This window comes from Candidatus Villigracilis saccharophilus, assembly GCF_016711665.1.
In genome coordinates, this window is the sequence record NZ_JADJSO010000005.1 from 104,588 (window position 1) to 130,359 (window position 25,772).

Below are 25,772 nucleotides of genomic sequence, written 5' to 3' on the forward strand. Positions count from 1 at the left end.
ATTCATTAATACCCAACTTTGGTCTATAGCTTTCCGACCTTGGTCGGAAGGCTTTTTTTGGAAGGGATTAATCCCCCTGCTTCAATTAAATTCCAGCCCTCACGCAGTGAATCAGCAAATCATCCCTATTTGTGACGATGAATTGCCGCCGCTTATGCAACCTTCTCAGGTTACCCTTGTATGGAAAGTCATACACATCGATCGTATTATTGGTAAGCCGCACAATAATTACACGCCGCCCAGGCAGCGGTGGTATCGAAAAAAGCATATCAAATATGCGCGCAGGGTTCAAAGGGCCGGCCTCATTTAAGAGAATCACATCAGGTTGGTTTTGCGTTATATCTTCCAGAAACACATTGTCATTTATATATTTCGCGCCAGAAACCTGCAGATCAGTTCCAATCTTAAGCAAGTTCGCAATCCCTTCTTCGAATAGTGATGCCCCTAAAATAAAGATCCGATGTACTGTTGTTACATGGGAGGGGAACATAAGAATAAACTCCAGTATTTTTGGGACATGATTAAGCTGTTTCAAATAGCTGTATTTTGCGAACGAGTTTTTTTGAGTTTTTTCTTTTCACCATTGACCAGTGATAAATTTACATCTCTCAACTGGATCATACTAAAATACTGATGCCGTCCAAACGGGCAAAGGTCACCTATTTATGTAAGACGTTAGTCTAAAGGTTTCTGACTTTGGTCGGACGATTCCACTCACCCCGGCTTCAAAAAACATTAGCAAATCGTTTTAATCAAATTTCCCTGTTAATAAAAGAACAGCGACCGGGTTATCCAGTCGCTGTTCTTGTGAGAGATATTCAGTTCAATATTCTTATGAGCACAAGCCGTCAATTTTAGCGCTTGCCTCAAATAAAGCACACATCATCCTACTCCCTATTTACAAGGCCGTGTTCCTTGGCAAAACTTGCCGCTTCTTTTCTATCTGACAGATTCAATTTGGCGAGCAGGGAATGCACGTGAAATTTGACCGTATTTTCGGAAATGAAGAGGTGACTCCCGATTTCCTGATTTGACATCCCGGAAGCGATCGCGCGCAACACATCCAACTCTCGAAGCGTAAGGGTATTCTCGGCCGGGCGCCCAATGCTTTTTTTAGTGCGGCTTAATTCATCCATCAGGCGCAGCGTCATCGCCCGGGATAAGGCACTTTCTCCCTGTTGCACGGATCGTAAAGCGGCCACCAATTCCGGGGGATGCATGTTCTTCAACATATATCCTTTCGCGCCGACACGGATGGCAGCAAATAGATCTTCATCCTGCTCAGACATCGTCAAAAATACAACCTTGCAAGTCGGCTGTTCTTCAAGGATTCTACGGGTGGCATCCACACCGCTGCCATCCGGCAGATTAAAATCCATCAGGATAATATCCGGTTTGGCGGAGCGGGCCATGTCAACAGCCTCCCGAACCGTGCCTGCCATCCCGACGATCTCAATATCAGATTGCGGTCGAATGATGGCGGCCAGACCTTCACGAAAAAGAACATGGTCATCAACGATAAGTATTTTCATGGTTTAACCCTGTAACAAAAAAGAAAAAATCGTAAGCCTTATTTTTCATAAGGGATGGAGATCTTAATGTTCGTGCCGGAACCGATCTGGGTATCCAGGGAAAACGTCCCGTTCAAACGCTCAATTCGATCACGCATGAATTTTAATCCATAATGGTCACCGGATTGAACACTGTTTATATCAAAACCCTGACCATTGTCTGATATTGCCAAGGACAGGTCAATGTCTGTCCAGGTAAATTCAACAGAAGCCCGGCAAGGCTTTGCATATTTTTCAATATTGCTCAATGCCTCGCGAAACACATAGAATAACTGGCGCATTTGATAGGAAGCCAACTGTCTGGAATTCCCATGACTTAACACACTCATCTCAAAAGAGGACCGTTCCGCAACATGCCCGGCATATCTGATGAAAAAACTCAATGGATCGACCGAATTTCCAGACTGAAGCATTGCCAGCATGCCCCGTATCAGATCATAGGTCTCATCGGCCACTTTGCCCATATTCTGGATTTCCATCTGCAGATCCGCATGCTTACGGGATTCAGCATCCGATAAACGGTCAAGGGTCATTCGCAAAAAACCAATATTCTGTCCGATCGAATCATGTAAGTCGCGTGCAATATCTATTTGCATGGAATGGATCGTTTCAACCAGCACCTTCTCCTTGGCATTTCGTTCAGCGATATCCTGTTCAATGCGCTTCCGTTCAGTAATGTCACGATTGCTCACACGGCGGCCCAAGTATTGATTATCAACTCCAAAAATAGGGCGGCAGGTATGATCGATCCAGCGTTCATTTCCATCGCGGGTCAGGATACGGTATTCAATTGTGATCGAGTCTGATAGATCATCATGGGTCTTTTGGACATGCGCCTCGAAAAGATCCCGGTCCTCGGGGTGAACGATCTTTAAAAGCAGTCCCGAGTCCGCAATAAATTCATCGGGATGATATCCTGTGATCCGCTCGCAGGAGGGAGAGTTATACATCACCTGGTCCTGCAGGTTGGTCCATATTTCCCAATCATATGTCCAATCAAGCAGGGTACGGAATTTTTTCTCACTTGCCCGCAAAGCGGTTTCCGCCTGCCTGCGTTCCGTCACGTCCTGTTGAATGGCAATAAAGTTTTCAATTTCACCCGAAGAATTAAAGACCGGCGTAATGGTTTGTTCACCGACATAGAGCTGGCCATCTTTACGCCTGTTGACCATCTCTCCATGCCAGATATTACCCGCAAGCAGGGTCTCCCATAATTTCTTATAAAAATCAGAATCATGTTTTCCGGAATTCAGGATATTCGGTGATTTACCCAAAGCTTCTTCAACAGAATATCCGCTCATTTGCGCGAAAGCCTGATTCGCCCAAAGGATATTTCCATCCTTGTTCGTGATAATGATCCCATTGGCTGCTGTTTCAACTGCCGTGGTCTGAATGCGCAGTTGTCTCTCCACTTCCCGGCGCTGAACGATCTCGGCTTCACGTTCAGAAATTACGGTCAAGGTGGGCCGCAGGGAAAAATAATAGAGCAGGGGCGTGGCAAACGTAATCAACAAGGTTGCGTCAATGATCGAAAGGATGAGATATGAAATATTTGGAATAAAAGCAATAATCCCCATGGAAGCTACTTCAGAAATAAAGAGTCCAATGGTGATCAGAAGGATAAACTTTAAAGAAGTTGAATGTTTTATCATTTTTCAGATCCAATACTAATAATGTCTGGCTAAACTTCAAGCAAGAGATTGATCTTATTGTTAAAATACATCATCCATCTATGTAAAAATCACGCTGCTTTTCAATGAATATTGGAGATTCATTACGCTGCCACATCCTATACCCAACTCACCCCCGAATTTTACCCTAAACCCTGCTTCGTTTTCTCTTTTCCCCGGGAACGCATCACATCCAGCACGCGCGGCATGATCTCGGCGTACAATTTATACCAAAGTTTGTTTGGGGCAAAATCATAAGCGCCAAGCGTCCGCACCACTTCCCCGCCCAACCCCTCCTTGAAACGGTAAACGCCCCACATTGAATCGCTTTCATCGAATACATCCGGCGCGCCCCATAGATCATAGGCGGCGCAACCATTTGCACCCGCAATTTTCATGGCTTCCCATTGCAAAAGATAAGCCGGCATCTTTTCACGATGAATATTGCGCGACATGCCATACACATAATAAGCGCGGCCGGCAAACATGAACAGGAAGATGGCAGCGACAGGTTCGTTGTTTACTTCTGCAATTAAGGGGAGAGTGGACGGTTGACCATGGATCGTGGATTGCATGAATAATTGCCAAACGGTCATGTAGTAATTTTCGTCGCGGATCACGAAACCATCACGCACGGAAGTCTCCGCGTACATTTTATAAAGCATGGATAGATCACCGACGCCGCCTACGCGAAAACCGACACCCTTCTTTTCGGCCAGGCGGATGTTATAACGAGTCTTGGGTTTCATGCGCGCCAGCATTTCATCCACAGGTACAGACAGATCAATGAGGACGGTATTTTGGAATTGGATTTGATCCGATGAATAATCCCAGCCCCTGCGCATCAATTCCGACCTCGCGGCCTGCCCGGCGTTATCAGGGACATCGTCAGCGTTATTTGGGACTCCCCTTCCCAACACAATATCAGGATCGATCTTCAGAAAGATCGCGCCTTGTTTTTTTGCAACCGTTTGCAGGTCATTCAAAACACGATCTCTTAGGTTTTCATTTTTCCAATCCAACAGCGGACCTTTTGGCGCATAGAGAATGGATAAACGCGCTGCAAAGCCTTGAGAGAGGACCTGCTTCTTTAATATCAATGCCGCGGCAACACACTGACCAGTTATCAGCGACAAGCTATCAGTAGTTTGGGAAAAATGAAATTTTCCGTCATCCGTCCAGACAGCGTAGTAGGGAATCCAGCCATACTTCGCCTTCACCTGTCCCCATTCATAAGTTTGGAGAAAGTGCGGGTTGGGAAGTTTTGAGATCAGGTCGTTCCAGAGATTAGCCATTAGGTAAGAGCATCTTTTTGCCGAGCCTGTGACTGCCACTCGGAAATAATTTGATCATGCCCGCCTTTCGTAAGATATAACGGGATCTCCTGCCATAAAAAATATTGCGCGGCACTTGACTCATCGTTGAGTTGGATTTCACCTGAAATCCGATTTGCCTTATATACAAAAGCAACCCCATTCCCGCGCGGATCATCGGAAAAATAATAAACCTGAGTAAATTCACTTGACTCTACGATGAGCCCGGTTTCCTCACGGACTTCCCGCAGCGCAGCATGCTTTGGATCTTCATCAGCTTCAACATAACCTGCGGGCAACATCCAGCTTCCTTTCCAGGGTTCATGGTTCCGCCGCAAAAGTAATAATCGATTTTCACTTTCGATCAGCATCGCCGCGCCTACTTTTAATTGTGGATAATAAACCCACGAGCAGACGGGACACACTTCACGATCTCGATGATCGATCCTCTGAACTTCAAGCAGGCGGCCACATTGAAAGCAATAATGTTCTGCCATTATTTATTTCCGATAAAATGCAAATATGCCCAATACAACAGCGGATTATAAACTCGATCCAATGCCTGCGCGGCGCGTTTAACCTCACCGCCAAATCCGCGCTTGAAGCGATAGACTCCCCACAAGCCATCGTGACGGGATTCGAAATTAGATTCGAGTGTTTCTTCATTTTCGTCAGGGACACCCCATAGATCGTATTCTTCACAGCCTCGCGCCTTTGCCCAGCGGATGGCGTCCCATTGCAGGAGATATGCTGGCATACGATTGCGTTCACGGTCATTGGATGCGCCGTATACATACCACGCGCGTTTCCCGCTTGCAAAGACCATTAATGAAGCAAGCGGTTTGCCTTCATATTCGGCAACCAATAATTCACAAGTTCCCCTTGGGTGAAATAGTTCATACGCGCGTTGATAATACTCTTTTGAATGTACGCCAAAGTTATCACGCCCGCCTGTGACAGTCATCATTTCATGAAAAGCTTGAATATCATCCCATGCGCGGACTGTCACGCCTTTTTTCTCAGCAAGGCGGATGTTGTATCTGCATTTTGGTTTCATTTTCGCCAAGATGGTCTCTTCATTTTCTTTAATTGAGATCACAATAGTGCGGGGAGGTTGGATGTTGTGAGAAGAAAGGCGGAAGGCGGAAGGCGGAAGATGGAATTCTTCAGCCCAAACATCAGGTTCAACCTTTAAGAAGATAGCGTGATTCTTTTTGCAAATAGAATCAACCTCCACCCAAAACTGTTCACCGTCCACTGCCCACTGTCCACCATCCACTGGCTTTGGCATATAGCCGAGAGTCAACCCCAAAGGCAGGCGGCGGAAAAGGATCTGCGCACCAGTTTTATTGTTAAGAATGAAGCGCAGCGGTTTCCAGCCAAAGTCCTTCTTTAATTCGCCCCATTCGCCCATTTGAAGCAGATGCGCGTTGGGATGATTTTCCAAGAATTTATTCCATTCGGAAAAGTTGACAATATCCATTTAGATCAACGAAGTCATGTCTGGTATTGCAGTGATACGGACAGATGCCGAAGGAATTGATTCGTCCAAAAGCCGAATCAATTGATCGGTTTTGGAATGATGCGCGAGTTCGATCAGTTCATCAATGACCGGCGCAAGCTGCGTGCCGTCCACCTTCTCTTCATCTGCCGCGCGATAAATTTCGGAGTGATGGGTTGGCTCGAACTGCACGCCATCCTCCCAAAGATCTTCGCGCAATTTTTCGCCGGGACGAATCCCTGAAAATGTAATCTCAATATCACGATGCGGCTCAAGGCCGGAAAGCCGAATGAGGTCTTCAGCAAGATCAAGAATGCGAACCTGCTGCCCCATGTTGAGCATGAACACTTCACCACCCGCGCCCATGGCCGCGGCCTGTAAAACCAAATGCACCGCTTCCGGGATGGTCATAAAATAACGATGCATGTCCGGGTGTGTCACTGTTACGGGACCGCCGCGCGCGATCTGATTTTTGAATAGCGGGACAACACTGCCGCGACTGCCAAGAACATTTCCAAACCGGACTACCGAATATGCGCGCTTATTGCGGTGCGCGGCATCGAGCACGATCATCTCCGCCAGACGTTTTGTGGCGCCCATGATGCTGACCGGGCGAACAGCCTTGTCTGTGGAAATGAGGACGAGTCTCTCGACCTTGTGCCTGTCCGCTGCTGCGACGACATTGCGCGTACCGAGCACATTGTTCGTGACCGCCTCTTCAACATTCGCCTCCATCAACGGGACATGCTTGTGCGCCGCCGCATGAAAGACAACCTGCGGGCGATGCACCTTGAACATTTCCTGAATCCGTTCCGCGTCGCGCACATCTGCTATGACGGGACGAATGGGCAGCGTTGAAAAATTTTCAGTGAGCTCAAGCAGTGATTCAAAAATGCTGTTCTCACCATGACCAAGCAAGATCAATTCTGACGGCTCCCAGCGCGCAACCTGACGACAGATCTCGCGCCCAATGGAACCGCCCGCGCCGGTAACCAGCACACGCCTGCCTTTGATGATCGCGCCGATCAATTGATCGTCTATTTTTATTGGGTCGCGGCGCAAAAGGTCGGTAATATCCACTTCGCGCAAACGGTTAACACTGACCTTGCCGCCGATCAATTCATAGATACCTGGGATTGTGCGCGAGGAAATCCCTTTTTGTCTGCACGCGTCATTGACCAGACGAATAATTTTCCCGGGCGCGGAGGGAATCGCAATAATAACCTCGTCTATTTGCTTGCTGTCCAAAACCCCCGCAATCTTATTGATCTTGCCGATCACGGAAATGCCATAAATTTGATGGTTTTGTTTGGCTGGATCATCATCCAGAAAACCTATGGGGACGAGGTTGAGTTGTGACGATTTCTGCAGTTCACGCGCCACAAGCGCACCGGCATCCCCTGCCCCAATAATGAGGATGCGCTTGGATTCGCGCAGCGCGTTACGCGGAGCAGCGGACTGCTCGGCAAGAATTCGGAGGGCAAAGCGCGAGCCGCCGATCAACACGAGCGAGAGCAGCCAGTCAATGCCAAGCGCAGAGCGCGGCATACCGGGCTGGATGAGGTCAAGGCTGATCAAAAGGAGCATCACGCCTGAGGTCAGGACAGAGGCGGCCGTCACCGCAACCGTGATCAGGCGTAATTCACTTGTGCTGGCGTAGATCCACAGGCGGCGATATAAGCCAAAATAAAAATAAACGGGGAGTTTGATGATCAACCCGACCGCGCACATGACCAATGCAGCCGGGAAATAAAATGGGAGTTCGCTCACGTCCAGCCGCAATGCAAAACTGCCCAACACCGAGATAATGATAAGGGCAATATCGCCAATTAAGACGAACCGATTACGGATTTTAGGACGTGAGGAGGGCATGGTTGGAAAGGATGAGGGATGAAGGTTGAAAATAGTCCAAGGTCAAAAGTCAAAGGTCGTGTCTACTTGTGTACCTGACTACCTTTTTACTCTTTCAAGCTCCGCGCATTTCTTCAACGGCTTCCCGTAAACCTTCAGCCAGGGAAATTTTTGGATCAAAGCCAAGAGTGTCCATGATCTTCTTCGGAGTACCGATGGAACGATAGATGTCACCCGCGCGCGGTTCAGCATGGACATGTTTGGGGGCGTCCGGGAAAACTTCGTACAGAATATCCAGCAAATCAAGCAGGCGGGTCTCCACGCCGGTACACACATTGAAAATTTGACCGGGCGCGGCGGGGTGCTGGGAGGCGAGCAGGTTGGCCTGCACCACATCGCGCACATTGATCAGGTCACGCGTCTGGCCGCCATCGCCAAAGACGGTGATGGGTTTGTTATCCAACATGCGGCGGATGAAGATCGGAACGGCGGCGGCGTACATGGAATCAGGCCGCTGGCGGGGACCATACACATTGAAATAGCGCAGCGCGGCAACTTCCAAGCCGAATTGATTTGTAAATAATTCAGCATACATTTCATCGACTCGTTTGGAAACCGCGTAGGGAGATAGTTGTTTAAGCGGAGTATCCTCAACCAGCGGCATGGCGGTTGAGTCACCGTATACCGCCGCGCTGGAAGCGATGACAACGCGTTGGACGCCCGCTTTGCGCGCCGCATCAAACAGAATTGATGTGCCTGTTATATTCACATCAAAACATTCCTGCGGCTTCTCCATGGATTCAGGCACAGAGACAAAGGCCGCTTCGTGGAAAATGATATTAACGCCGCGCACAGCCTGAGCTATTGTTGAAGCGTCACGCAGATCGCCTTCCAAAACTTCAATTTCCAAGCCGTGTAAGTTCTCACGCTTGCCCGAGGAAAAATTATCAAGTACGCGCACATCCGCGCCTTGGGCCAATAAGCCGCGCGCGATATGCGAGCCAATAAAGCCCGCGCCGCCTGTGATCAAATATTTCATTTATCTGCCCGTCCTTCTTAATACCGTGCCAATGGTCCGCAGGACAATGTTAAAGTCCATGCCGATCGTGCGGTGTTTAATATAATAAAGATCATATTCAAGTTTAACGATCGTCTCTCTGACGCTCGCCACGTAACCATAATTAATTTGCGCCCACCCGGTGAGACCGGGTTTTACCAGCAGGCGTGCGCGATAAAAGGGGATCTTTTTTTGGAACTCTGCCACAAGTTCAGAACGTTCTGCGCGCGGACCCACGAGACTGATCTCACCGGTCAGCACACTCAAAAATTGCGGGATCTCATCAATGCGCGTGCGTCTTAGAAAATTCCCAACACGTGTGATGCGCGGGTCATTTTCAACAGTAGCTTTCACCTCGCCTTCGGCTTCGGCATTCTGGAACATGGAGCGATACTTTAGGATCGTAAAGGAACGCCCGCCTTTCCCCAATCTTTCCTGTGTGTAAAAGATTGGCAAACCGCTTTCCAGCGCAATGGCAATGGCAATGATCGGAAAGCTGATCACAAAGATCAACACACCGACCAAACCACCGACGATGTCCATTAAACGCTTGAATAATTCATACAAACCGCTTACACGCACCTGGTCCACGAACGAACGAATAACCCAATCCGATTCGAGGTGCTCAACAGGCACACGCTGGGTCAATTCTTCGTACATGATCGGCATGCGGATCACTTCAACACCCTGTTCCTGCGCATCCAAAATGGCCTGGAATGTTTCGCCTTTAATCTCCCCGTTGATCGCGACCACCAGATCTGAAACATGATGGTCTTCGATAATATTAAGCAATTTATCGCTTTTCCCCAACACCGCAAAGCCATGATATGACTTGCCCTGTTTGCGGGCATCATCATCCACAAAACCGACCAGCAGAAACGGCGGCGGATTGAGTTTGGAGTAAATATCCGCAAGTGAATGACCCGCCTTGCCAGCGCCCACCATCAGCACACGTCGCATGAGACCTGATGAAGTGTAGAGTCGGATATAGACGGCGCGCCAGACCAAGGTTAATATCGAAGCGAGGATCAGGAAAGCGCCCACTCCAATACGCGGCAGGGATTGGTCCTGGCTGAATGTGAAAAGCAGGGAATATCCCAGCAGACCCACGATCGGCGCAACCGCAATCGCCCGCAAGGTTTTTTTCCAGCTCGCGGCGGTATGCGTCTCGTAGGATTCGACCATCAACAACAGCCAGATCAACGGGAGCAGATAGAACCAGCCCGGCACCTTTTGCAAAAACAAGCCGTCCGAATCAAGGAAACGAATGGCGCGTTCCATGGCGCGCGCGGCAGTGATCTCCGGCTGTTTCAATACCAGTTCTTGAATATAGATATACAGGGAATAACGATACCAGGCATAGATCGCGCCAAAGACCGCCACAAAGGAGGTGAGCAGGTCGCCAAGCAGTAATAACCAGCGCTGCTCGCTGGGACGAAATCGCAGGGATGGTTGATAAATATCAGTCATGTTTTACAAAAAGATCAGAAATACCGCTCCACAAAAAACCCGCGCCCCAGAAAATGTGCATGGTCATGATCGCAAGCGGCAAACCTATCAAAATAAATCCTTTTCCTTTTTCAATTGCCAGTTTTAAGCCAGCCGATCCAAGCGCAATGAAGTAGAACAATAACTGTGCGGCAAGTATATAACGCGCAAGCCCAACGAACAAGGATAACACAATAAGGACAAACAGAATGAACACAAAGACGGGCGGCAAAGCCTGACGCCAGCGCAGGGTATGCGGATAACGCCTGAGCATTTTCAACTTCCAAAAGCCATAGCGCCAGTATTGAACCGCGAGTTTCTTTAATGTACTTCGCGAAAAATAAACCGAACGAATGGCAGGATCCAGCCAGACCGTCCCGCCCGATTCGCGCACACGCGTGTTGAATTCATAATCTTCATTCGACAAAAGCGTCTCGTCGAACGCTCCGATCCTTTCGATCAAGCTGCGGCGGAACGAGCCGAACGGCACGGTATCCACCGCGCCCGCTTTTGCGTTGAGCCGATACATCGCATCGCCCACGCCCAGCGGATGCGCCGCCGCGAATGAAATCGATTCCGCGATCCAGGTATCTGCGCCCGCGCGGATATCCCACACGCCACCGACATTTTCACCTTTACCTGCTTCAAGCGCGGATACAGAGCGTTCCACATATTCTGGAATGGGCATGGAATGCGCATCAAGCCGCACGATGATCTCGCCTCCGGACTCGCGAATGGCTTGATTCAGTCCCGAGGGAATTGTCCGCGTCGAATTATCCACCACACGCACAGCGAGATCCGCATGTTCCTTTTGGAACTCAGCAATGACAGCGCGTGTGCGGTCTGTGGACAGCCCGTCAGAAATGACCAACTCCATCTGCGCGCGCGGATAGGTCTGCGCGAGAACAGCATCGAGCAGGTGGCGAATGGTGGTCTCTTCGTTATAACAAGGGACAATGATGGAAACAAATGGTGGCATAAGAGTTACAAAACGACAGCCACCCTCGCTTGGGTGACTGTCACTTCATTATAATAATGTTCATTTTTTCATCAGCGGCAGGAAGACATCGAAAGAGGTTCCCTCACCCAGGCGGCTGCGGACGCTTATTTTACCACCATGCGCCTGCACGATCTCATGCGCGATCGCCAGCCCAAGCCCCGCGCCGTGTTTCTCGCCGCCTTTGCGGGCAGGGTCTGCCTGATAGAAACGGTCAAAGATATGCGGCAGGTCATCAGCCGAAATTCCCGCGCCAGTATCTGAAACCGAGACCAGCATGATTCTGCCAGACAGCAAGCTGTCTGACTCCAGAGTAACACTTAACGTAATCACACCGCCCTGCGGGGTGAACTTTAGTGCATTATCCACAAGATTGGTAAAGACTTGCGCCAAACGGTCGCCATCCGCGCTGAAGGCCGGCAACGCGGCAACCGTTTTCACTTTTATTTCCACACCTGCCCGCTGCGATTGCGGCGTGAATTTTTCAGCGATCGCATTCAGCAAAGCAGAGATGTCCACAGGCGACATGGTGATATCGGCTGTGCCGGCATCCAGCCGCGCGAGGTCGAGCAGGTCTAACACCATACGGTGCATGCGCGCGGATTCATCGTAAATGATCTGCGCGGCTTGCTGACGCGATTCGACGGTATCGGCTGTGCCATCTATAAGTGCCTGGGCAAATCCCTGCACCGAGGTGAGCGGTGTCTTTAATTCATGCGAGACGTTGGCAACGAATTCGCGTTGTGATTTTTGACTGGCCTGCGTGCGTTGGATCATGCCGTTGAATGCGCGCGTTAATTCCTGAACCTCGTGCGGACCCTGCGGTTCCACCGCTTTTATCGCCGCTGACGGCATTTGGCGCGCGGCGATGACAACTTTCTGCAGGGGGTCTGCGATCCAGCGCGCAAAAAAGAACGCGACCACCAGCGAAAGCAGTAATGCGAAAATACCGCTTTGCAGGATCAACGGCAGGAAGTCATCGGTGAACACGTTCGTCAACGCAATCCGCGGACGAGGCGCGGCAACCATGATATAGGAATTATCCGGCAATTTTTCAAGGGAATATATCCAGGCAGACTTTTTCTCGTCACGGAGAATGGGCGTACTGCGCGGCAATATTTTTTCATTGGGAAATTGTAGTGCGGGTTCTTTTTTTGCAGCGGTATCCAAAAGAACCTGTTGATCGGCAGAGAATAAAACAATTCGGACGTTGAAATTTTTGGAAGCGCGTTGAGCGACAACAGAAAGAGATTGTCCATCCCGCTCCAGAACAACGGTTTGAACCGCCTGCAGGCGTTCCAAAGTTTGACGGTACAAAAATGGATTGCGGATTAAATACACAAACAAGATGATCGCCACAACACTTAACGCTGTGACGACCAGCAGGGCATAGCTTAACCAGAGGCGGGAACGTAATGAGGAAAACATGGAAAATTTTATGTCGTTGCGAGGACGTCTTTGCTCTTCGTCCGAAGCAATCTCCAATCAATTAGGAGGTTGCTTCGTCGCTCACTAGCGTTCGCTCCTCGCAACGACATCAAGACACCAATTTATACCCAACCCCAGTGACAGTTTCTATCTTCACAGTTGAGCCTTCGATCTTTTTGCGGAGGTGGGCAATGTGGACATCCACGGTGCGGGTCTGACCGTAGAAGTCAAAACCCCAGGCGAGCTGTAATAATTGTTCGCGGGAAAAGACTCGGCCGGGCTGCTCTGCCAGGGTGAGAAGCAGATCAAATTCCTGGGCACGCAGGTCAAGGGTCCGATCCATGAGGCGCACTTCACGGGCAGCGGGCAAAATCGTCAAGTCACCGCGATGAACGGGATCGGTGTCCGCTTGTTTTTTGTTGTCGCTTCTTCTTAATATCGCTTTTGTTCGAGCAACCAATTCGCGCGGATTGAACGGCTTGGTCAGGTAATCATCCGCCCCGAGTTCGAGGCCGAGGATCTTATCTATATCTTCGTCGCGCGCGGTGAGCATGATGATAGGAGTTGAATCTCCGCCCGCGCGCAGTTTTCGGCAGACCTCAAAACCATCCAGTTTGGGGAGCATCACATCCAGCACGATCAAGGCTGGATGATATTTTGCAACCGCTTCCAACGCGGATTCGCCGTCCATGACTTCCTGAATGCGAAAACCATCACGCTCAAAATACAGGCGCGCGAGTTGAAGGATGGATGGTTCGTCGTCAACGAGCAGGATCAGTTCGGAGGACATGGGATTTAAACCCTAAAGGTCTTTAAGATCTTTAGGGTTTGATAATAAATTTACGCGATCAACGCCACCGCTTCGATCTCGACCAATCCGCCTTTGGGCAATCCCGCCACCGCGACCGTGCTGCGGGCGGGCGGATTCTCGCCAAAGAATTCGGCATAGATGGGATTCATTTTTGAAAAATCATTCATGTCTTTCAGGAAGACCGTGGTCTTGACCACATGCCCAAGCGAAGAACCAGCCGCTTCGAGCACGTTCTGTAAATTGGTGAGCACCTGACGGGTCTGCGCTTCCACTCCACCTTGGACCAGTTCCCCGCTGACTGGGTCAAGGCCAGTCTGACCTGCGGTATAGATCATCGAGTCGGTGCGGATGGCTTGTGAGTATGGACCGATGGCTTTGGGCGCTTTATCTGTATGAACAATGTCTCTGGTCATGATTACCTCTTGTGATATGGTATTTTTTCGTGATGAAACATGTTCATTTTACCGCTTGTTGTAAAAATTAAGAGCGCGGGTCAGGAGACCCGCGCTGAATTTCATGGATTAAGAATCGCTCTTGGGTGGTTTATTCGCTTCGCGGAAGGCCTTGAACGCTTCACGCAGCGCCTTGCCTGTTCCGTCCATTGAGGATTTGACTTCCTTCAGCTTCGCGCCCAGCGCCTGCACAGTGGACTTGGCTTGCGCGGCATCGGTGACCTTGCCATCCGCATCAAATCCGTTGTGTGCGTTGACAATGGCTTCCAGGCTGTCATAGACTGGTTTCGAACTTTTCAGCGCGGCTTCGAAGGCATCCAGCGCGGCTTGCAGGGCAGTGACATCCTTGCCGTTCTCGGCAGCCTTGTCAATGCGCTTCTGGAATTTTGCGATCTGGGCGTCAATATCTTCGAAGCCTTTGCCGAGGTTGTTGTATAACTTCAACTGGCGCGCCCAGGCTTTCTCCAGCTTTTCATTGCTGACCTCGCCATTTGTGGTCGGCGGGTTTTCGCCCTGGGCAAATGCACTGGTTGCAGGGAATGCCGCAAAGACGAGGGCGGCGGTCATGACCGCCAGGATCATTTTCTTGAATACATTTTTCATCGTAAGCTCCTTTTTGATTGGTTACGATGTGATTTTAGATGCGCAAGGTTATGGGGATATGGCGCGGGTGTAAAATGGTTGTAAATTGGGACGGTGTTGGTCAGGAGACCACCCAAAGCCAACACTATATTTAGGAACCAAAAGGTGTAGCCAATCGGTGGGGGAAAGCTACGGTTTATTTGGGAGGTGTAGCGACCATGCGCCAGTTACGAGGGGATCTGCCAATTTTGTAACTATCTAAAGATAGCGGCGCCACAAGTTCCCGGATCAGTTATCTTTATTTGTTTTGGATTAATATATTACAGTATGCAAAGAAAGCATGAAAACAGAAATCAAAAAATAAAAGCCGCGATTGGGATTGGTTTAATATCGCTTCTTATACTCATTGTGATTTTTGCAGATATAGGGATTTATTTTTGGGTGACAGTCTGGAGACTTTCGCGCAGCATTAAGTTTTTAATGTGAGCAATATAATAGGCGATATTAATGATGGATTTGTCCTCAAGCCTTACAATGCCTCTCCAACAACCATACAGTCACGGCCCTAGCTTTCTATTAAATTTTGAAAGTCATCTTTATCAAGGAGTTTACTATGAGTTACGAATCTTTTACTCTGCTTACTCTTGGGCTTTATCTAGCCCTCACGGCAATTCTTTTGTATCAAAGTTGGATGAATCTAGCAAAAAAAACAATTCACAAAATATTCTTGGGATGCTCTTTGGTTGATATCAATTAGAGCACGGCGTGGAAAAAAGGCACTCAGCGATGTTAAAAAATTGTTCACGCAAGAGCCTAATCGAATGAGGGTTTTTGGATTAGTTTCATTCCTTCAAGGGTGCGTATCTTTTTACCTTGCAATCGAGTGGTATATGGAGCATTTTCGTTGATTTATTCCTTACAGGATATGTACCGCCCTCAGCTGACCCGCGTCCCTTTACATCCTCTTCACCGAAAGCATCGTCAGATCATCCCCAAGCGGAACTGTCTCGATAAATTCATTCAAGCGATGTTCAACCAGCACAAGGACTTCATCGGCGGTATGTTTTTGGATGGAGATCAGCGCGTCCATCAAACGCGAATCACCGAACAGATTTCCGTCGGGCGAGAAGGCTTCGGTCAGGCCGTCGGTGTAAAGCAACAGGTTGTCCCCTACTTCAAGCGAGATCGTGCGTTCCTCCATGAAAGGCTGGTCCAATACGCCCAGCGCAACCGCGGTGCGGGTCAGTTTTGCGATCTCGCCGCTTCCCTTGACCCAGAACGGCGGGTTATGTCCCGCGTTGACGTAGGTAAAAGTCCCAATTGTAGTATCCAGCACGCCATAGACCGCGGTCACGAACATGCCCTGCTGGGTATCTGGCAAAAGCTGGTCGTTCACGCGCCGCAATACTTCAGCGGGAGAATTCATCTCGTTCACAGCCGCCCGCACCAGGGTGCGCGTGAGCGCCATGAATAACGCGGCGGGCATGCCCTTATCTGCCACATCCGCGATGAACAGACCGAAATTCCCATTCGGCAATTCGATCACATCGTAAAAATCACCGCCCACCTGACGCGCAGTCCGCCAGCGCGCCGCGAACTGCCACGAGTCATGCGTCGGCAGCGACTGCGGGATGAAGGTCTGCTGGATCTGGCGCGCAAGCTGCACTTCGGTCTGCAGGCGTTCGCGCACCACCATCTCCTGCTGCAACAGGTCGTTCTGGATCGCGAGCGCGGCCTGCTGGGCGATGCCGTTGATGATCTCGATACGGCGCGCGCGGAAGCGGCGTCCGTTCTCGGCTTCTTCGATCAGCACGACGCCGAACATGCCATTCTTGATCGAAAGCGGGACCGCCATCAGCAGCCGATCCGCATTGAGGGCATCCGCCTCCCGCTCTGCCTCTGGCTGGATCTTCAACCACGACATTGGCGCAGCCTTGAGCTCGATCGGGTGGATCAACATGCGGTTCTGTTCACAGGCGGCATCCAGCAAAGGGAACTCTCCCAGCTTGAATTCCTTTTCGGTCATCTCGGCTTCTTCCTCTTCAGAAAAGCCATACTCATGGGAAGCGCTGAAGATATTGCGCTCTGCATCAAACCGATATAACGCGACCCGATGCACACCCACCAAAATAGGCATGATGCGTGTGATGGTGCCGAGGATCTCCTCGACATCGTTCAAACTGACAACCGCCTGCGCCACCTGCAACAGCGCCGCGGACGCATAGGCCTGTTCCTGCGCCGAATCATACAAACGCGCATTCTCTATCGCGACCGCGGCATAACTTGCAAAGGTGGTGGTAATGGCTTGGGCCTCGTGTCCATAACGGCCAGAGGTATGGTGCGCGAGGGTCAGCACGCCTAGCGGACGGTCGCTCACACGCAGCGGCGCGGCAATGGATGAATAATTACTTTCATAACCAGCCGTCAGCCCCGACGGCCAGAGCGGGTCATCAGGGCGGCGGATCACAGGGACATCCGCCATCAAGGCGTCAGCCATGGAATAGATCGCATCTGGATTCGAGATGCAGACGCTTTCAAGCTGACTCGCATCCGTCCCATGCACGGCAGAAAGACAAAGATCACCATCCTGCAATAACCAGATCGCGGAAATATCGATCGGCAGATTGCGGTCCAATTCAGAGAGGATCGTTTCCAAGACCTCATCCACGCCGACATTGTCCGAGACCAGACCCGCCACTTCGCGCAGGCTGTCAGATACCTGCCGCCGCCATTGTTCCGAGCGGTACAGGTCCGCGTTGCGGATGGCAGCCGCCATTGTGTCCGCGACCGCTTCGAACATGATCTGGTCATCTTCGGTGAACGCGTTAATTTTGTCTGATTGAATATCGAGCAGGCCGACCACTTTATCATCAAAGAGCAGGGGCACGCACAGTTCAGAATGTGTATTCTTCGGGGGCAGCAATGAGGGGACGTAGCGGTCATCCATGCTGACATCGTTGACCAGGATCGTTTTCCCAAGCCGCGCCGTCCAGACCATAATTCCCTTCGGGCTGTCCAGGGAGAGCGTAAAGCCTTCCAGTTTCTTACTGCGCTTGCCGCTGCCCGCTTCATAGGCAATGATCCTTCTATTCGGGTGGACCGTAAATAATGAAACATGCGGATACCCGAATTTTTCATGGATCAGATTCGCGGCTTCCCGCATGATCGTCGAAAGATTCAGTGTGGATGTGACGCTCTTGCTGACTTCCGATACCAGCGTGAGCTGGTCGGCTCGGCGGCGCAGGCGGCTGTATAAGTGCGCGCCATCCACTGCGCGCGCGATATTATCCGCCAATGCGTGCAGGATCAAAATATCGTTTGGATGAAAAGCCTTTAGTTGATTGCTTTGCACATCCAAAATACCCAGCACACGGTCTTCAATTTTTAGCGGAAAGACAACTTCGGATTTTGTCTCAGGCAGGCTGTCAATGAAGCGGTAGCGGGCATCCGCGCGGACATCGTCACACACGATCTGTTCTCCGTGCAGGGCGGCTTCCCCGATCAGTCCCTCTCCGATCTCCACCTCCAGTGGAACGGAGGCTTTCTTTTTGCCTTTGCGGGCCGCCACGGCGCTGAATCGAAAACGGAGCGCGGTGGATGCCGGCTCCAGCGTAAAGATCGCAACATAGTAATAGTTGAACGTTTTTTGGATCAGTTTGGTCACGCGCGCAGAGAGTTCATCCACATCCAAAACATTGGCGATCTGCGTGCTGACCTCGCGCACCAGGTTAAGCTGCCGAAGGCGGAACTGCTCAACCTCGGCACGATGCGAAGAGAACAGGCTCATCGCCACGATCTGCCCAAGGTCCTGAAGCAGTGTCAACTCTTCAATCGAAAAAGCGAGCCCCTTGGCGCGGGAGATCTGGAGCGCCCCCAGCGTGATGCCATGATCCTCGAGCGGTATCGCAGCCACCGCTCCGCTGGATGCGTTCTTTTTGGTAAAAAGCCTGCCCGCTTTGATGGCGCGCTTCATTCCATCCGATGTGGGCTGGGGTGGAAAGATCGTTCCATCCTCCCAATCCGGCAGACGGAAAAAATTCTCATTCAACCAGACATCCACCCGGCCTTTGATAAGGCGGCTGGTCATTGCAATGATGCGGTCGCGCTGTGCGCTAAAAGAGTCCTCGCTGCGAATCTGTTCCCCAAGGCTGGCGAGTTGACTCCATTCCAATGAGTCGGTTTTCCCGGTGCGTGCCTGGACAGTCATGCGGGTCATCCCCTGCGCTTGGTCATGGTCAGCAAATTGCCTGTCTTTGGATTTGATGCGTAGGAAACCTCATCCATCAGTTTCCGCATGAGATACACCCCAAGTCCCCCGATCTGGCGGTCAGATAGATCTGCCTTCAAGTCGGGTTTCTTGACCTTTGAAGGATCAAAGGACAGGCCCGTATCCCGCATGGTGATCACAAAGAGATCGCCTTCCATATCGCAATTGATATCGATCGACGCATCAGAAATGCCCTCATATGCGTGTTCAATAATATTGGAGGCGGCTTCATCAGCGGCAAGCTGCAAAGAATAGATCACTTTCTCGGTAAAGCCGCCTTCGCGTGCGATTTGCGCCACAAGGTCACGGATCTCATCCAAGAACTCGAACCTGGCTGGAAAAGTTTTTTTTGACATAATAAATAAAAAAATTAAATGCCGCCCCAGGATAATAAAGGCGGCATTTTATATTTGGGCTGATCGGGAAGCTCTAACTTTTAATTAGAAGCTGCCAACTGCGTCTATTGTGTTATCGAAGGACTTGAATAATTCAGTAAAACCTGCAAGCTCGAGAGCTTCACGAATCCGCTCGGAGACACTTACCAACACCAATTCGCCACGGTTGTATTTCTTGCAGTTCCTTTGTGTGGCAAGCAGCGCCCGAAAGCCCGCGCTGGACATGTATTCAAGACCGCTCATATCCACTGCGATCTTATAACGCCCGGCATTATTGATCTTCTCAAGCGCCTTGGAAAAATCGGGGGCAGTGGCGCTGTCTACGCGGCCTTGTACTTTGACCAAATCACAGTGCTTATATTCCTGAGTCGTGATTTCCATGTTACTCCTCCGTCAGTAAAATAAATTTTATTCCTGAGTTCAAAATTATATCACGCTCCCGGGCGGTCTTTTCATTTTTTTGGCGGAGTCATGTACAATTCACAAATCCATACTGGGAGCGGGTGAACCCAAACACGGATATTTATTTCCATCCGCGTTACATGAAACACTCCATCTGAGAATAAAAGCCAAAGTTGACACCCCCCCTCACTTCGGGTATGCTTGCACCCGTCCGGGCAGGCCCGGCGCGGCGCAGCCTTTCGAACCCCGCCAGGATCGAAAGATAGCAACGGTAAGGAAGTGTCTACGGGTGCCGCCGGTCGCCTGTCCGGATATTTTTAATAATTGTGTTTATAATCTCATCATGAGCATATCAAGTTGGATCAGGATCATCCTCGCCGCGATCGCTGGCATTGCGCTTGGGCTGGTCTATGGCTGGGTCATTGACCCAGTCGAATATGTTGACGTTACGCCAAATATTTTGCGCGCAGATTTTCGCGCAGATTACGTCATGATGGTCGCGGAGGCTCATCAGAGCGAACAAGACCTGGAAACCAGCGCCAAACGGCTTGCCATGCTGGGCAGTGAATCCCCCGCACAGATCGTTACATCCACTTTGGACTACGCCAAAAAGAATAACTTCACGCAAAATGAAATAGATCTTTTGCAGGAATTGCTAACTGCCATGCAGACCTATCAACCGCAGGAGGCAGCCGAGCCATGAAGATGATCCACCTCCTGATCGCGCTTCTTCTCGGACTTGGGCTTGGTCTGGGGTACTCGTGGATGATCTCCCCTGTGACGTATGTGGACGCGAGTCCGGACATTTTGCGCGCCGACTTCAAAGATCAATATCGCAGCGTGATCGCCGCCTCATACGCATCCACCCATGACCTGGGACGCACGCGAGCGCGGCTTGAATTGCTCGGTGACACAAACCCTGGCGGCGAACTCAACGCCCAGGCTCAGCGCATGGTTGCCGCAGGAGAATCCCCTGAGGCCATTCAACCGATCACGCAGCTCGCGCAGGATCTGCAGCAGGGATTTGCAAGCATTCCTGTCACAAGCACATCCACTGCGATCATAGCGACTTCAAGTCCAGCGAACACCCCCAACGCAGTTGCTTCCGTCACCACAGCCCCAACAAAAATACCATTGGCAACTGCCACGCCGGTGACACTGGATGCAACAGCAGAAAGTTCGACAACAGATACTCCCACCCCGGCCCCAACCACTTCATTCGCACAAACCGCGCTCATACCACTGGCTTCCTCCACATTTGCACCGCGCCCAACATTCACCGCAATGCCGCCACCCGGCAAACCATTCGAGCTCATCGATCAGGAAACGGTGTGTGAACCCGCAGCACAGCCAGGTTTAATGAAATTTATCCTCACGGACAAGCGGCGAAAACAAATCCCCGGCATTGAGATCATCGTCACGTGGGACGAGGGGGAGGATCACTTCTTCACCGGATTCAAACCCGAGCTTGGGAATGGATACGCGGATTTCGTCATGCAGGCAGATACCATTTACAGCGTCCGAGTGGTTGAAGGCGGGGCATCCATCCCGAATATTTCCGCTCCCATTTGCAAAGACTCAAACGGGGTTGAGTATATTGGCGGGTGGCTGCTTACCTTTCAACAACCGTGATCACGCCCTGCAACCAAATCCCCCGTCATTCGTTATATCTGGCATACAAAACAAGGAGCAACGAATGAATACAACGGTTCAAAATCAAAAACCCGGTTTGTTCACAGCGGTCGCTGTGATGACACTTATCAGCGGTATCATTAATCTCTTTTGGGGATTTATCGCATCAGCAACTGCGCTTGGCACACTGGTTGGCATTGTCTGCCTGCCGATCACGATCCTGCCAACCATTCTCGGTGTCTTCGAGATCATTTACGCGGCAAAATTGTTAAGTTCGCAGCCGCAGCCTGTAAAACCTTCGCAGTCGATCGCCATACTTCAGATCCTTACTTTCTTAATTGGGAATGTCTTTTCCATGGTGGTCGGCATTCTATCGCTTATCTTTTATAACGATGTGAACGTCAAGGAATATTTTGCGCGGATCAACGGCGTGCAGGTTTCCACACCCGCGCCGGCACCTGAATCAACGCCTGCGCCAGAGATTTTGGAAGTCACCCCAGAACCCGTTGAGCAGACTGCCCCCGAACCAACTGAAGACCCTGAGAAACCAAAACGCATCCGAAAAATTGCCGGCAAATAACCATCCATAAATCAAGGATGTTTGTCCCTTGACTCTCAACCCTCTCAACCGTAGAATCAAAAAATAATTGAACGGAGTGCAGGGAAGAGACTCTCTTTGACCTGACAGGTTTTTGAAACCTGTCAGGTCTGATAAAGAATGAGCGCCGAAGGTGCAAATCTGGCAACAGGCGAAACCAGACGAATCTCTCAGGCAAAAGGACCCCGCATCCGCATAAGGCTCTGGAAAGTCTCAATCGACCGAGACACCGACGGTGTAAAGTTATTTGGTCAAATAGTCTGCTGGTTTACTGGTCTGCTAGTCATTGCGACTAAGAGAGCAGCTGACCAAAGACAAGGTGACTGACTGACTAATCTCTCAGGTTCCATTACAGAGGACGCGCAATTCTATAGTTGCACGTCCTCTTTTGATTCGCCAAAACCCACAACAGGAGACATATAACAATGAACGTTCCATCCAACCTCAAGTACACCAAGTCTGATGAATGGTTCGACCCTTCGAGCGGCGCAATGGGCATCACTGACTTTGCACAGAGCCAGCTCTCCGACATCGTTTTCGTTGAATTGCTCGTCGAGGAAGGCGAAGAAGTGGCCGCAGGCAAAGCCATCGCATCGGTTGAATCTGTAAAAGCCTCCGCTGAGATCTACTCACCCGCAGCAGGCAAGGTCAGCGCTGTCAATAAAGGACTCGCGGATAAACCTGAAATCCTCAACTCGGATCCATTCGGCGAAGGCTGGATGATCAAGGTCGAAGGCGGCTCCACCGGTGAAATGATGGACGCTGCCGCGTACGAAGCAGACACAGCAGGCAGAGCACATTAAATAAATCTTATGTAGGGGCGGGGTAACCCCGCCCCTACAATTAAAGAGGCAACATGACCTATATCCCGATTTCCCCCAACGAACGGGATGCGATGCTCAATACGGTCGGCGTTAAATCACTCGATGATCTGTTCGACGCCATTCCGCAGAAACACCGCTTCCCCGAACTTGACCTGCCACCGGCGCTAACCGAAATGGAAGCCGCCGCCTTATTAAATGACATGGCGACCACGAACGAGAACGTGCGCGAGCATTTGATCTCATTCCTCGGAGCAGGCGCATACAATCACTACGTCCCGTCTGTCGTGGATCACATGCTGCGGCGCGGCGAATTCTACACAGCCTACACGCCCTATCAACCCGAGATCTCACAGGGCACACTGCAAGCCATCTTCGAATATCAGTCGCTGATGACCAACCTGACCGGCATGGATGTCTCGAATGCGTCCCACTATGACGGCGCGACTGCCACAGCCGAAGCGGTCAACCTTGCCTTCGCGCAGTTCCGCGGCAAACGCAAGAAAGTCGTCATGTCCCCCACAGTCCACCCGCAATACCGTGAAGTGGTCCGCACGTATACGCAGGGCATGGGACTGGAAGAAGTCGGGGATGACGTATCCATCGACCCCGAGGTCGGACCCGAAGCGATGATGTCGCTCGTCGATGAGAACACCATGCTCGTCGTTGTCCAATATCCCGATTTCTTTGGACGCATCCACGACTACACAAAGCTGATCGAAGATGCACACGCCAAAGGATCGCTCGTCTGCATTGTTGCGAATCCAACCGCGCTGATCATGCTCAAGACTCCCGCAGAAATGGGCGCGGATATAGTTGTCGGTGAAGCACAGCCCTTCGGCATTCCGCTTTGGTATGGCGGACCGTATCTCGGATTCTTCACCACGAAAAAATCCTACGTTCACAAAATGGCCGGGCGGCTGATCGGTGAAACCGTTGATAACCGCGGACAGCGTTCGTATGTGTTGACGCTCACCTCGCGCGAACAGCATATCAAACGCGAACGCGCCACATCCAACATTTGCTCCAATCAAGGCTTGCTCGCGCTCGCAGCCGCAGTTTACATGTCAACGCTTGGCAAGACCGGTTTACAGCAGGTTGCCAATCTATGCTATCAAAAAGCGCATTATGCCGCGAGTGAACTCAGCAAGATCGACGGCTTCGGTCTTTGTTACATCGAGCCGTTCTTCCATGAATTCGTTTTGTGCTGTCCCAAGCCTGCCAGTGAGGTCAATGAATATTTGCTCGACCACGGCATCCTCGGCGGCTATGCTCTCGGGGACGATTATCCTTCCCTTGAAAATCATATCCTGATGGCCTTCACTGAGATGAACAGCAAGCAGGAAATTGACACCCTCGTGGAAGTCTTAAAGGAGATGGAATAATGGCTACCGTTGTTGAACCTACCATCTTTGAACTTTCCTCCCCCGGCCGACTCGGCGTGACCATGCCCGCCTCAGACGTGCCCGAAACTGCCCTGCCTCCCAAGCATTTGCTACGCTCCGAGCTGCCCCTGCCCGAGCTGGCCGAAGTGGATGTTGTGCGTCACTATATGCGGCTCAGCAAATTCAACTACAGCGTGGATGACGGCTTCTATCCTTTGGGTTCATGCACCATGAAATACAACCCGAAGATCAACGAAGATACCTGCCGCCTGCCGGGCTTCCTCTACTCTCATCCATTACAGCCGATCGAAACCGTGCAGGGCAATCTGGTTTTGATGTATGAATTGCAGGAGTGGCTGAAAGAGATCAGCGGTTTCGCAGGCGTGACCTTACAGCCCGCCGCCGGCGCCCACGGAGAATTCACCGGCGTGCTGATGATGGCCGCCTATCACAAATCACGCGGCGACAGCAAACGCACCAAGATGCTCATCCCGGATGCCGCGCATGGGACGAATCCCGCTTCCGCCGGTATGCTCGGCATGAGCGTGGTCACCATCCCATCGGATGCGCGCGGCAATGTTGACCTGAAGGCTCTCGCCGCCGCCTGTGACGATACCGTTGTCGGCATGATGCTGACCAACCCCAACACACTCGGCATGTTCGATGAGAACATTGAGCAGGTTGTAAAGATGGTCAAGGACTGCGGCGGCTTGATGTACGGTGATGGCGCGAACTTGAACGCGCTGCTCGGCATTGTCCGCCCCGGCGATCTCGGTTTTGATGTGATGCACTTCAATCTGCACAAGACCTTCGCCGTACCGCACGGCGGCGGCGGACCTGGCTCTGGTCCCGTTGGTGTCAGCGAACGGCTATTGGATTTCCTGCCCTCTCCGTTGGTCGGCATCGTCGAAGGCGGCGATGATGATATTCCTCCGCTGTATGGTTTTGTCACACCGAAGCAAACGATCGGACGCATGAAAGCCTTCCACGGCCATTTCGGCGGCGGACTTGTCCGCGCGTACACATACATCTCCATGCACGGACCCGACGGCTTGAAAGCGATCTCGCAGTACGCAGTGCTTAACGCGAATTATCTGCAGGCGAAATTGCGCAGCACCTACAAGATCCCTTATGACCGCATCTGCATGCATGAATTCGTGATGGAAGGTCAGTTCGCTGGCAGTGATGTCCGCGCGCTGGATATCGCAAAGCGCCTGATGGACTATAACTTCCACCCGCCCACGAACTACTTCCCGCTGATCGTGCATGAAGCGTTGATGATCGAACCGACCGAAACCGAAAATAAAGACACGCTCGATCGTTTCGCAGAGGCGTTGATCAAGATCGCGGAAGAAGCCAAGACACAACCTGAACTATTGCACGACGCGCCGCATATCACTCCTTTCGGCAGAATGGATGAAGTGAAAGCGGCGAGAGAATTGGTGCTGTGCTGCTGGCTGCCTGAAAATTACGAGACCCAATATCAATAATTCCCATTGAGATTAAAAACAATGACCTCCGATCTTGCAGTCGGAGGTCATTTGATTCAAG

Annotated in this window: 23 protein-coding genes, 1 other RNA gene and 1 riboswitch; of the genes, 7 read left to right on the forward strand and 17 right to left on the reverse strand. The window is 51.0% G+C overall.

Annotation, left to right across the window (positions count from 1 at the left end):
* Window positions 1-85 precede the first annotated feature (85 nt).
* From IPL17_RS02600 to IPL17_RS02680, 17 genes are all read right to left on the reverse strand, one after another.
* A complete protein-coding gene (locus IPL17_RS02600) occupies window positions 86-535 on the reverse strand; it encodes a hypothetical protein (protein WP_345305517.1) in 450 nt (149 codons plus the stop codon).
* A gap of 352 nt (window positions 536-887) precedes the next feature.
* The gene (locus IPL17_RS02605; RefSeq protein WP_345305518.1) at window positions 888-1,532 is read right to left on the reverse strand and encodes a response regulator transcription factor; all 645 of its coding nucleotides are present in this window, start codon (window positions 1,530-1,532) and stop codon (window positions 888-890) included.
* A gap of 38 nt (window positions 1,533-1,570) precedes the next feature.
* Complete coding sequence (locus IPL17_RS02610; RefSeq protein ID WP_345305519.1) at window positions 1,571-3,223, reverse strand: PAS domain S-box protein; 1,653 nt, start codon at window positions 3,221-3,223, stop codon at window positions 1,571-1,573.
* A 161-nt stretch (window positions 3,224-3,384) separates the two neighbouring features.
* Window positions 3,385-4,536: a peptidoglycan bridge formation glycyltransferase FemA/FemB family protein gene (locus tag IPL17_RS02615; RefSeq protein ID WP_345305520.1), complete on the reverse strand. Its 1,152-nt coding sequence runs from the start codon at window positions 4,534-4,536 to the stop codon at window positions 3,385-3,387.
* Entirely contained in the window at window positions 4,536-5,051 is a 516-nt protein-coding gene (locus tag IPL17_RS02620; RefSeq protein WP_345305521.1) for an NUDIX hydrolase, read from the reverse strand. Before IPL17_RS02620 ends, IPL17_RS02615 begins: the two co-directional genes overlap by 1 nt.
* Window positions 5,051-6,001 carry a peptidoglycan bridge formation glycyltransferase FemA/FemB family protein gene (locus IPL17_RS02625; RefSeq protein WP_345305522.1) on the reverse strand — a complete coding sequence of 317 codons (951 nt, stop codon included), beginning with the start codon at window positions 5,999-6,001 and terminating at the stop codon, window positions 5,051-5,053. The genes IPL17_RS02620 and IPL17_RS02625 overlap by 1 nt, the downstream gene beginning before the upstream one ends.
* 36 nt (window positions 6,002-6,037) lie before the next feature.
* A complete protein-coding gene (locus IPL17_RS02630; RefSeq protein ID WP_345305523.1) occupies window positions 6,038-7,927 on the reverse strand; it encodes a nucleoside-diphosphate sugar epimerase/dehydratase in 1,890 nt (629 codons plus the stop codon).
* A gap of 94 nt (window positions 7,928-8,021) precedes the next feature.
* Window positions 8,022-8,945 (reverse strand): NAD-dependent epimerase/dehydratase family protein, encoded by a 924-nt coding sequence (locus IPL17_RS02635; RefSeq protein ID WP_345305524.1) that lies wholly within the window; start codon window positions 8,943-8,945, stop codon window positions 8,022-8,024.
* Entirely contained in the window at window positions 8,946-10,433 is a 1,488-nt protein-coding gene (locus IPL17_RS02640; protein ID WP_345305525.1) for a sugar transferase, read from the reverse strand. It abuts the gene before it with no gap.
* Window positions 10,426-11,430 carry a glycosyltransferase family 2 protein gene (locus tag IPL17_RS02645; RefSeq protein WP_345305526.1) on the reverse strand — a complete coding sequence of 335 codons (1,005 nt, stop codon included), beginning with the start codon at window positions 11,428-11,430 and terminating at the stop codon, window positions 10,426-10,428. The genes IPL17_RS02640 and IPL17_RS02645 overlap by 8 nt, the downstream gene beginning before the upstream one ends.
* 60 nt (window positions 11,431-11,490) lie before the next feature.
* On the reverse strand, window positions 11,491-12,876 hold the full coding sequence (locus IPL17_RS02650) for a HAMP domain-containing sensor histidine kinase (protein ID WP_345305527.1): 1,386 nt from the start codon (window positions 12,874-12,876) through the stop codon (window positions 11,491-11,493).
* A gap of 109 nt (window positions 12,877-12,985) precedes the next feature.
* The gene (locus IPL17_RS02655) at window positions 12,986-13,666 is read right to left on the reverse strand and encodes a response regulator transcription factor (RefSeq protein ID WP_345305528.1); all 681 of its coding nucleotides are present in this window, start codon (window positions 13,664-13,666) and stop codon (window positions 12,986-12,988) included.
* A gap of 50 nt (window positions 13,667-13,716) precedes the next feature.
* On the reverse strand, window positions 13,717-14,100 hold the full coding sequence (locus IPL17_RS02660) for a RidA family protein (RefSeq protein WP_345305529.1): 384 nt from the start codon (window positions 14,098-14,100) through the stop codon (window positions 13,717-13,719).
* A gap of 108 nt (window positions 14,101-14,208) precedes the next feature.
* The gene (locus IPL17_RS02665) at window positions 14,209-14,742 is read right to left on the reverse strand and encodes a hypothetical protein (protein ID WP_345305530.1); all 534 of its coding nucleotides are present in this window, start codon (window positions 14,740-14,742) and stop codon (window positions 14,209-14,211) included.
* A gap of 934 nt (window positions 14,743-15,676) precedes the next feature.
* Window positions 15,677-18,937, reverse strand: coding sequence for a GAF domain-containing protein (locus IPL17_RS02670; RefSeq protein WP_345305531.1), 3,261 nt, complete (start codon window positions 18,935-18,937; stop codon window positions 15,677-15,679).
* On the reverse strand, window positions 18,934-19,344 hold the full coding sequence (locus IPL17_RS02675; RefSeq protein WP_345305532.1) for an ATP-binding protein: 411 nt from the start codon (window positions 19,342-19,344) through the stop codon (window positions 18,934-18,936). The genes IPL17_RS02670 and IPL17_RS02675 overlap by 4 nt, the downstream gene beginning before the upstream one ends.
* Window positions 19,345-19,428: 84 nt before the next feature.
* Complete coding sequence (locus tag IPL17_RS02680) at window positions 19,429-19,764, reverse strand: STAS domain-containing protein (RefSeq protein ID WP_345305533.1); 336 nt, start codon at window positions 19,762-19,764, stop codon at window positions 19,429-19,431.
* A gap of 234 nt (window positions 19,765-19,998) precedes the next feature.
* Between IPL17_RS02680 and ffs the strand changes: the two genes are divergently transcribed.
* The 7 genes from ffs to gcvPB all read left to right on the forward strand — a co-directional run bounded on the left by ffs (window position 19,999) and on the right by gcvPB (window position 25,711).
* Window positions 19,999-20,097: signal recognition particle sRNA small type (gene ffs / locus IPL17_RS02685), an RNA gene on the forward strand.
* A gap of 31 nt (window positions 20,098-20,128) precedes the next feature.
* Window positions 20,129-20,488, forward strand: coding sequence for a hypothetical protein (locus IPL17_RS02690; protein WP_345305534.1), 360 nt, complete (start codon window positions 20,129-20,131; stop codon window positions 20,486-20,488).
* Window positions 20,485-21,417, forward strand: a complete 933-nt coding sequence (locus IPL17_RS02695; protein ID WP_345305535.1) for a hypothetical protein — start codon at window positions 20,485-20,487, stop codon at window positions 21,415-21,417. Before IPL17_RS02690 ends, IPL17_RS02695 begins: the two co-directional genes overlap by 4 nt.
* 64 nt (window positions 21,418-21,481) lie before the next feature.
* On the forward strand, window positions 21,482-21,997 hold the full coding sequence (locus IPL17_RS02700; RefSeq protein WP_345305536.1) for a hypothetical protein: 516 nt from the start codon (window positions 21,482-21,484) through the stop codon (window positions 21,995-21,997).
* Window positions 21,998-22,068: 71 nt separating this feature from the next.
* A riboswitch (glycine riboswitch) is annotated at window positions 22,069-22,211 on the forward strand.
* A gap of 229 nt (window positions 22,212-22,440) precedes the next feature.
* Window positions 22,441-22,818 carry a glycine cleavage system protein GcvH gene (gcvH, locus tag IPL17_RS02705; RefSeq protein WP_345305537.1) on the forward strand — a complete coding sequence of 126 codons (378 nt, stop codon included), beginning with the start codon at window positions 22,441-22,443 and terminating at the stop codon, window positions 22,816-22,818.
* 53 nt (window positions 22,819-22,871) lie between these two features.
* Window positions 22,872-24,221, forward strand: a complete 1,350-nt coding sequence (gene gcvPA, locus IPL17_RS02710) for an aminomethyl-transferring glycine dehydrogenase subunit GcvPA (protein WP_345305538.1) — start codon at window positions 22,872-22,874, stop codon at window positions 24,219-24,221.
* Entirely contained in the window at window positions 24,221-25,711 is a 1,491-nt protein-coding gene (gcvPB, locus tag IPL17_RS02715; RefSeq protein ID WP_345305539.1) for an aminomethyl-transferring glycine dehydrogenase subunit GcvPB, read from the forward strand. Before gcvPA ends, gcvPB begins: the two co-directional genes overlap by 1 nt.
* The last annotated feature ends 61 nt before the right edge of the window (window positions 25,712-25,772 follow it).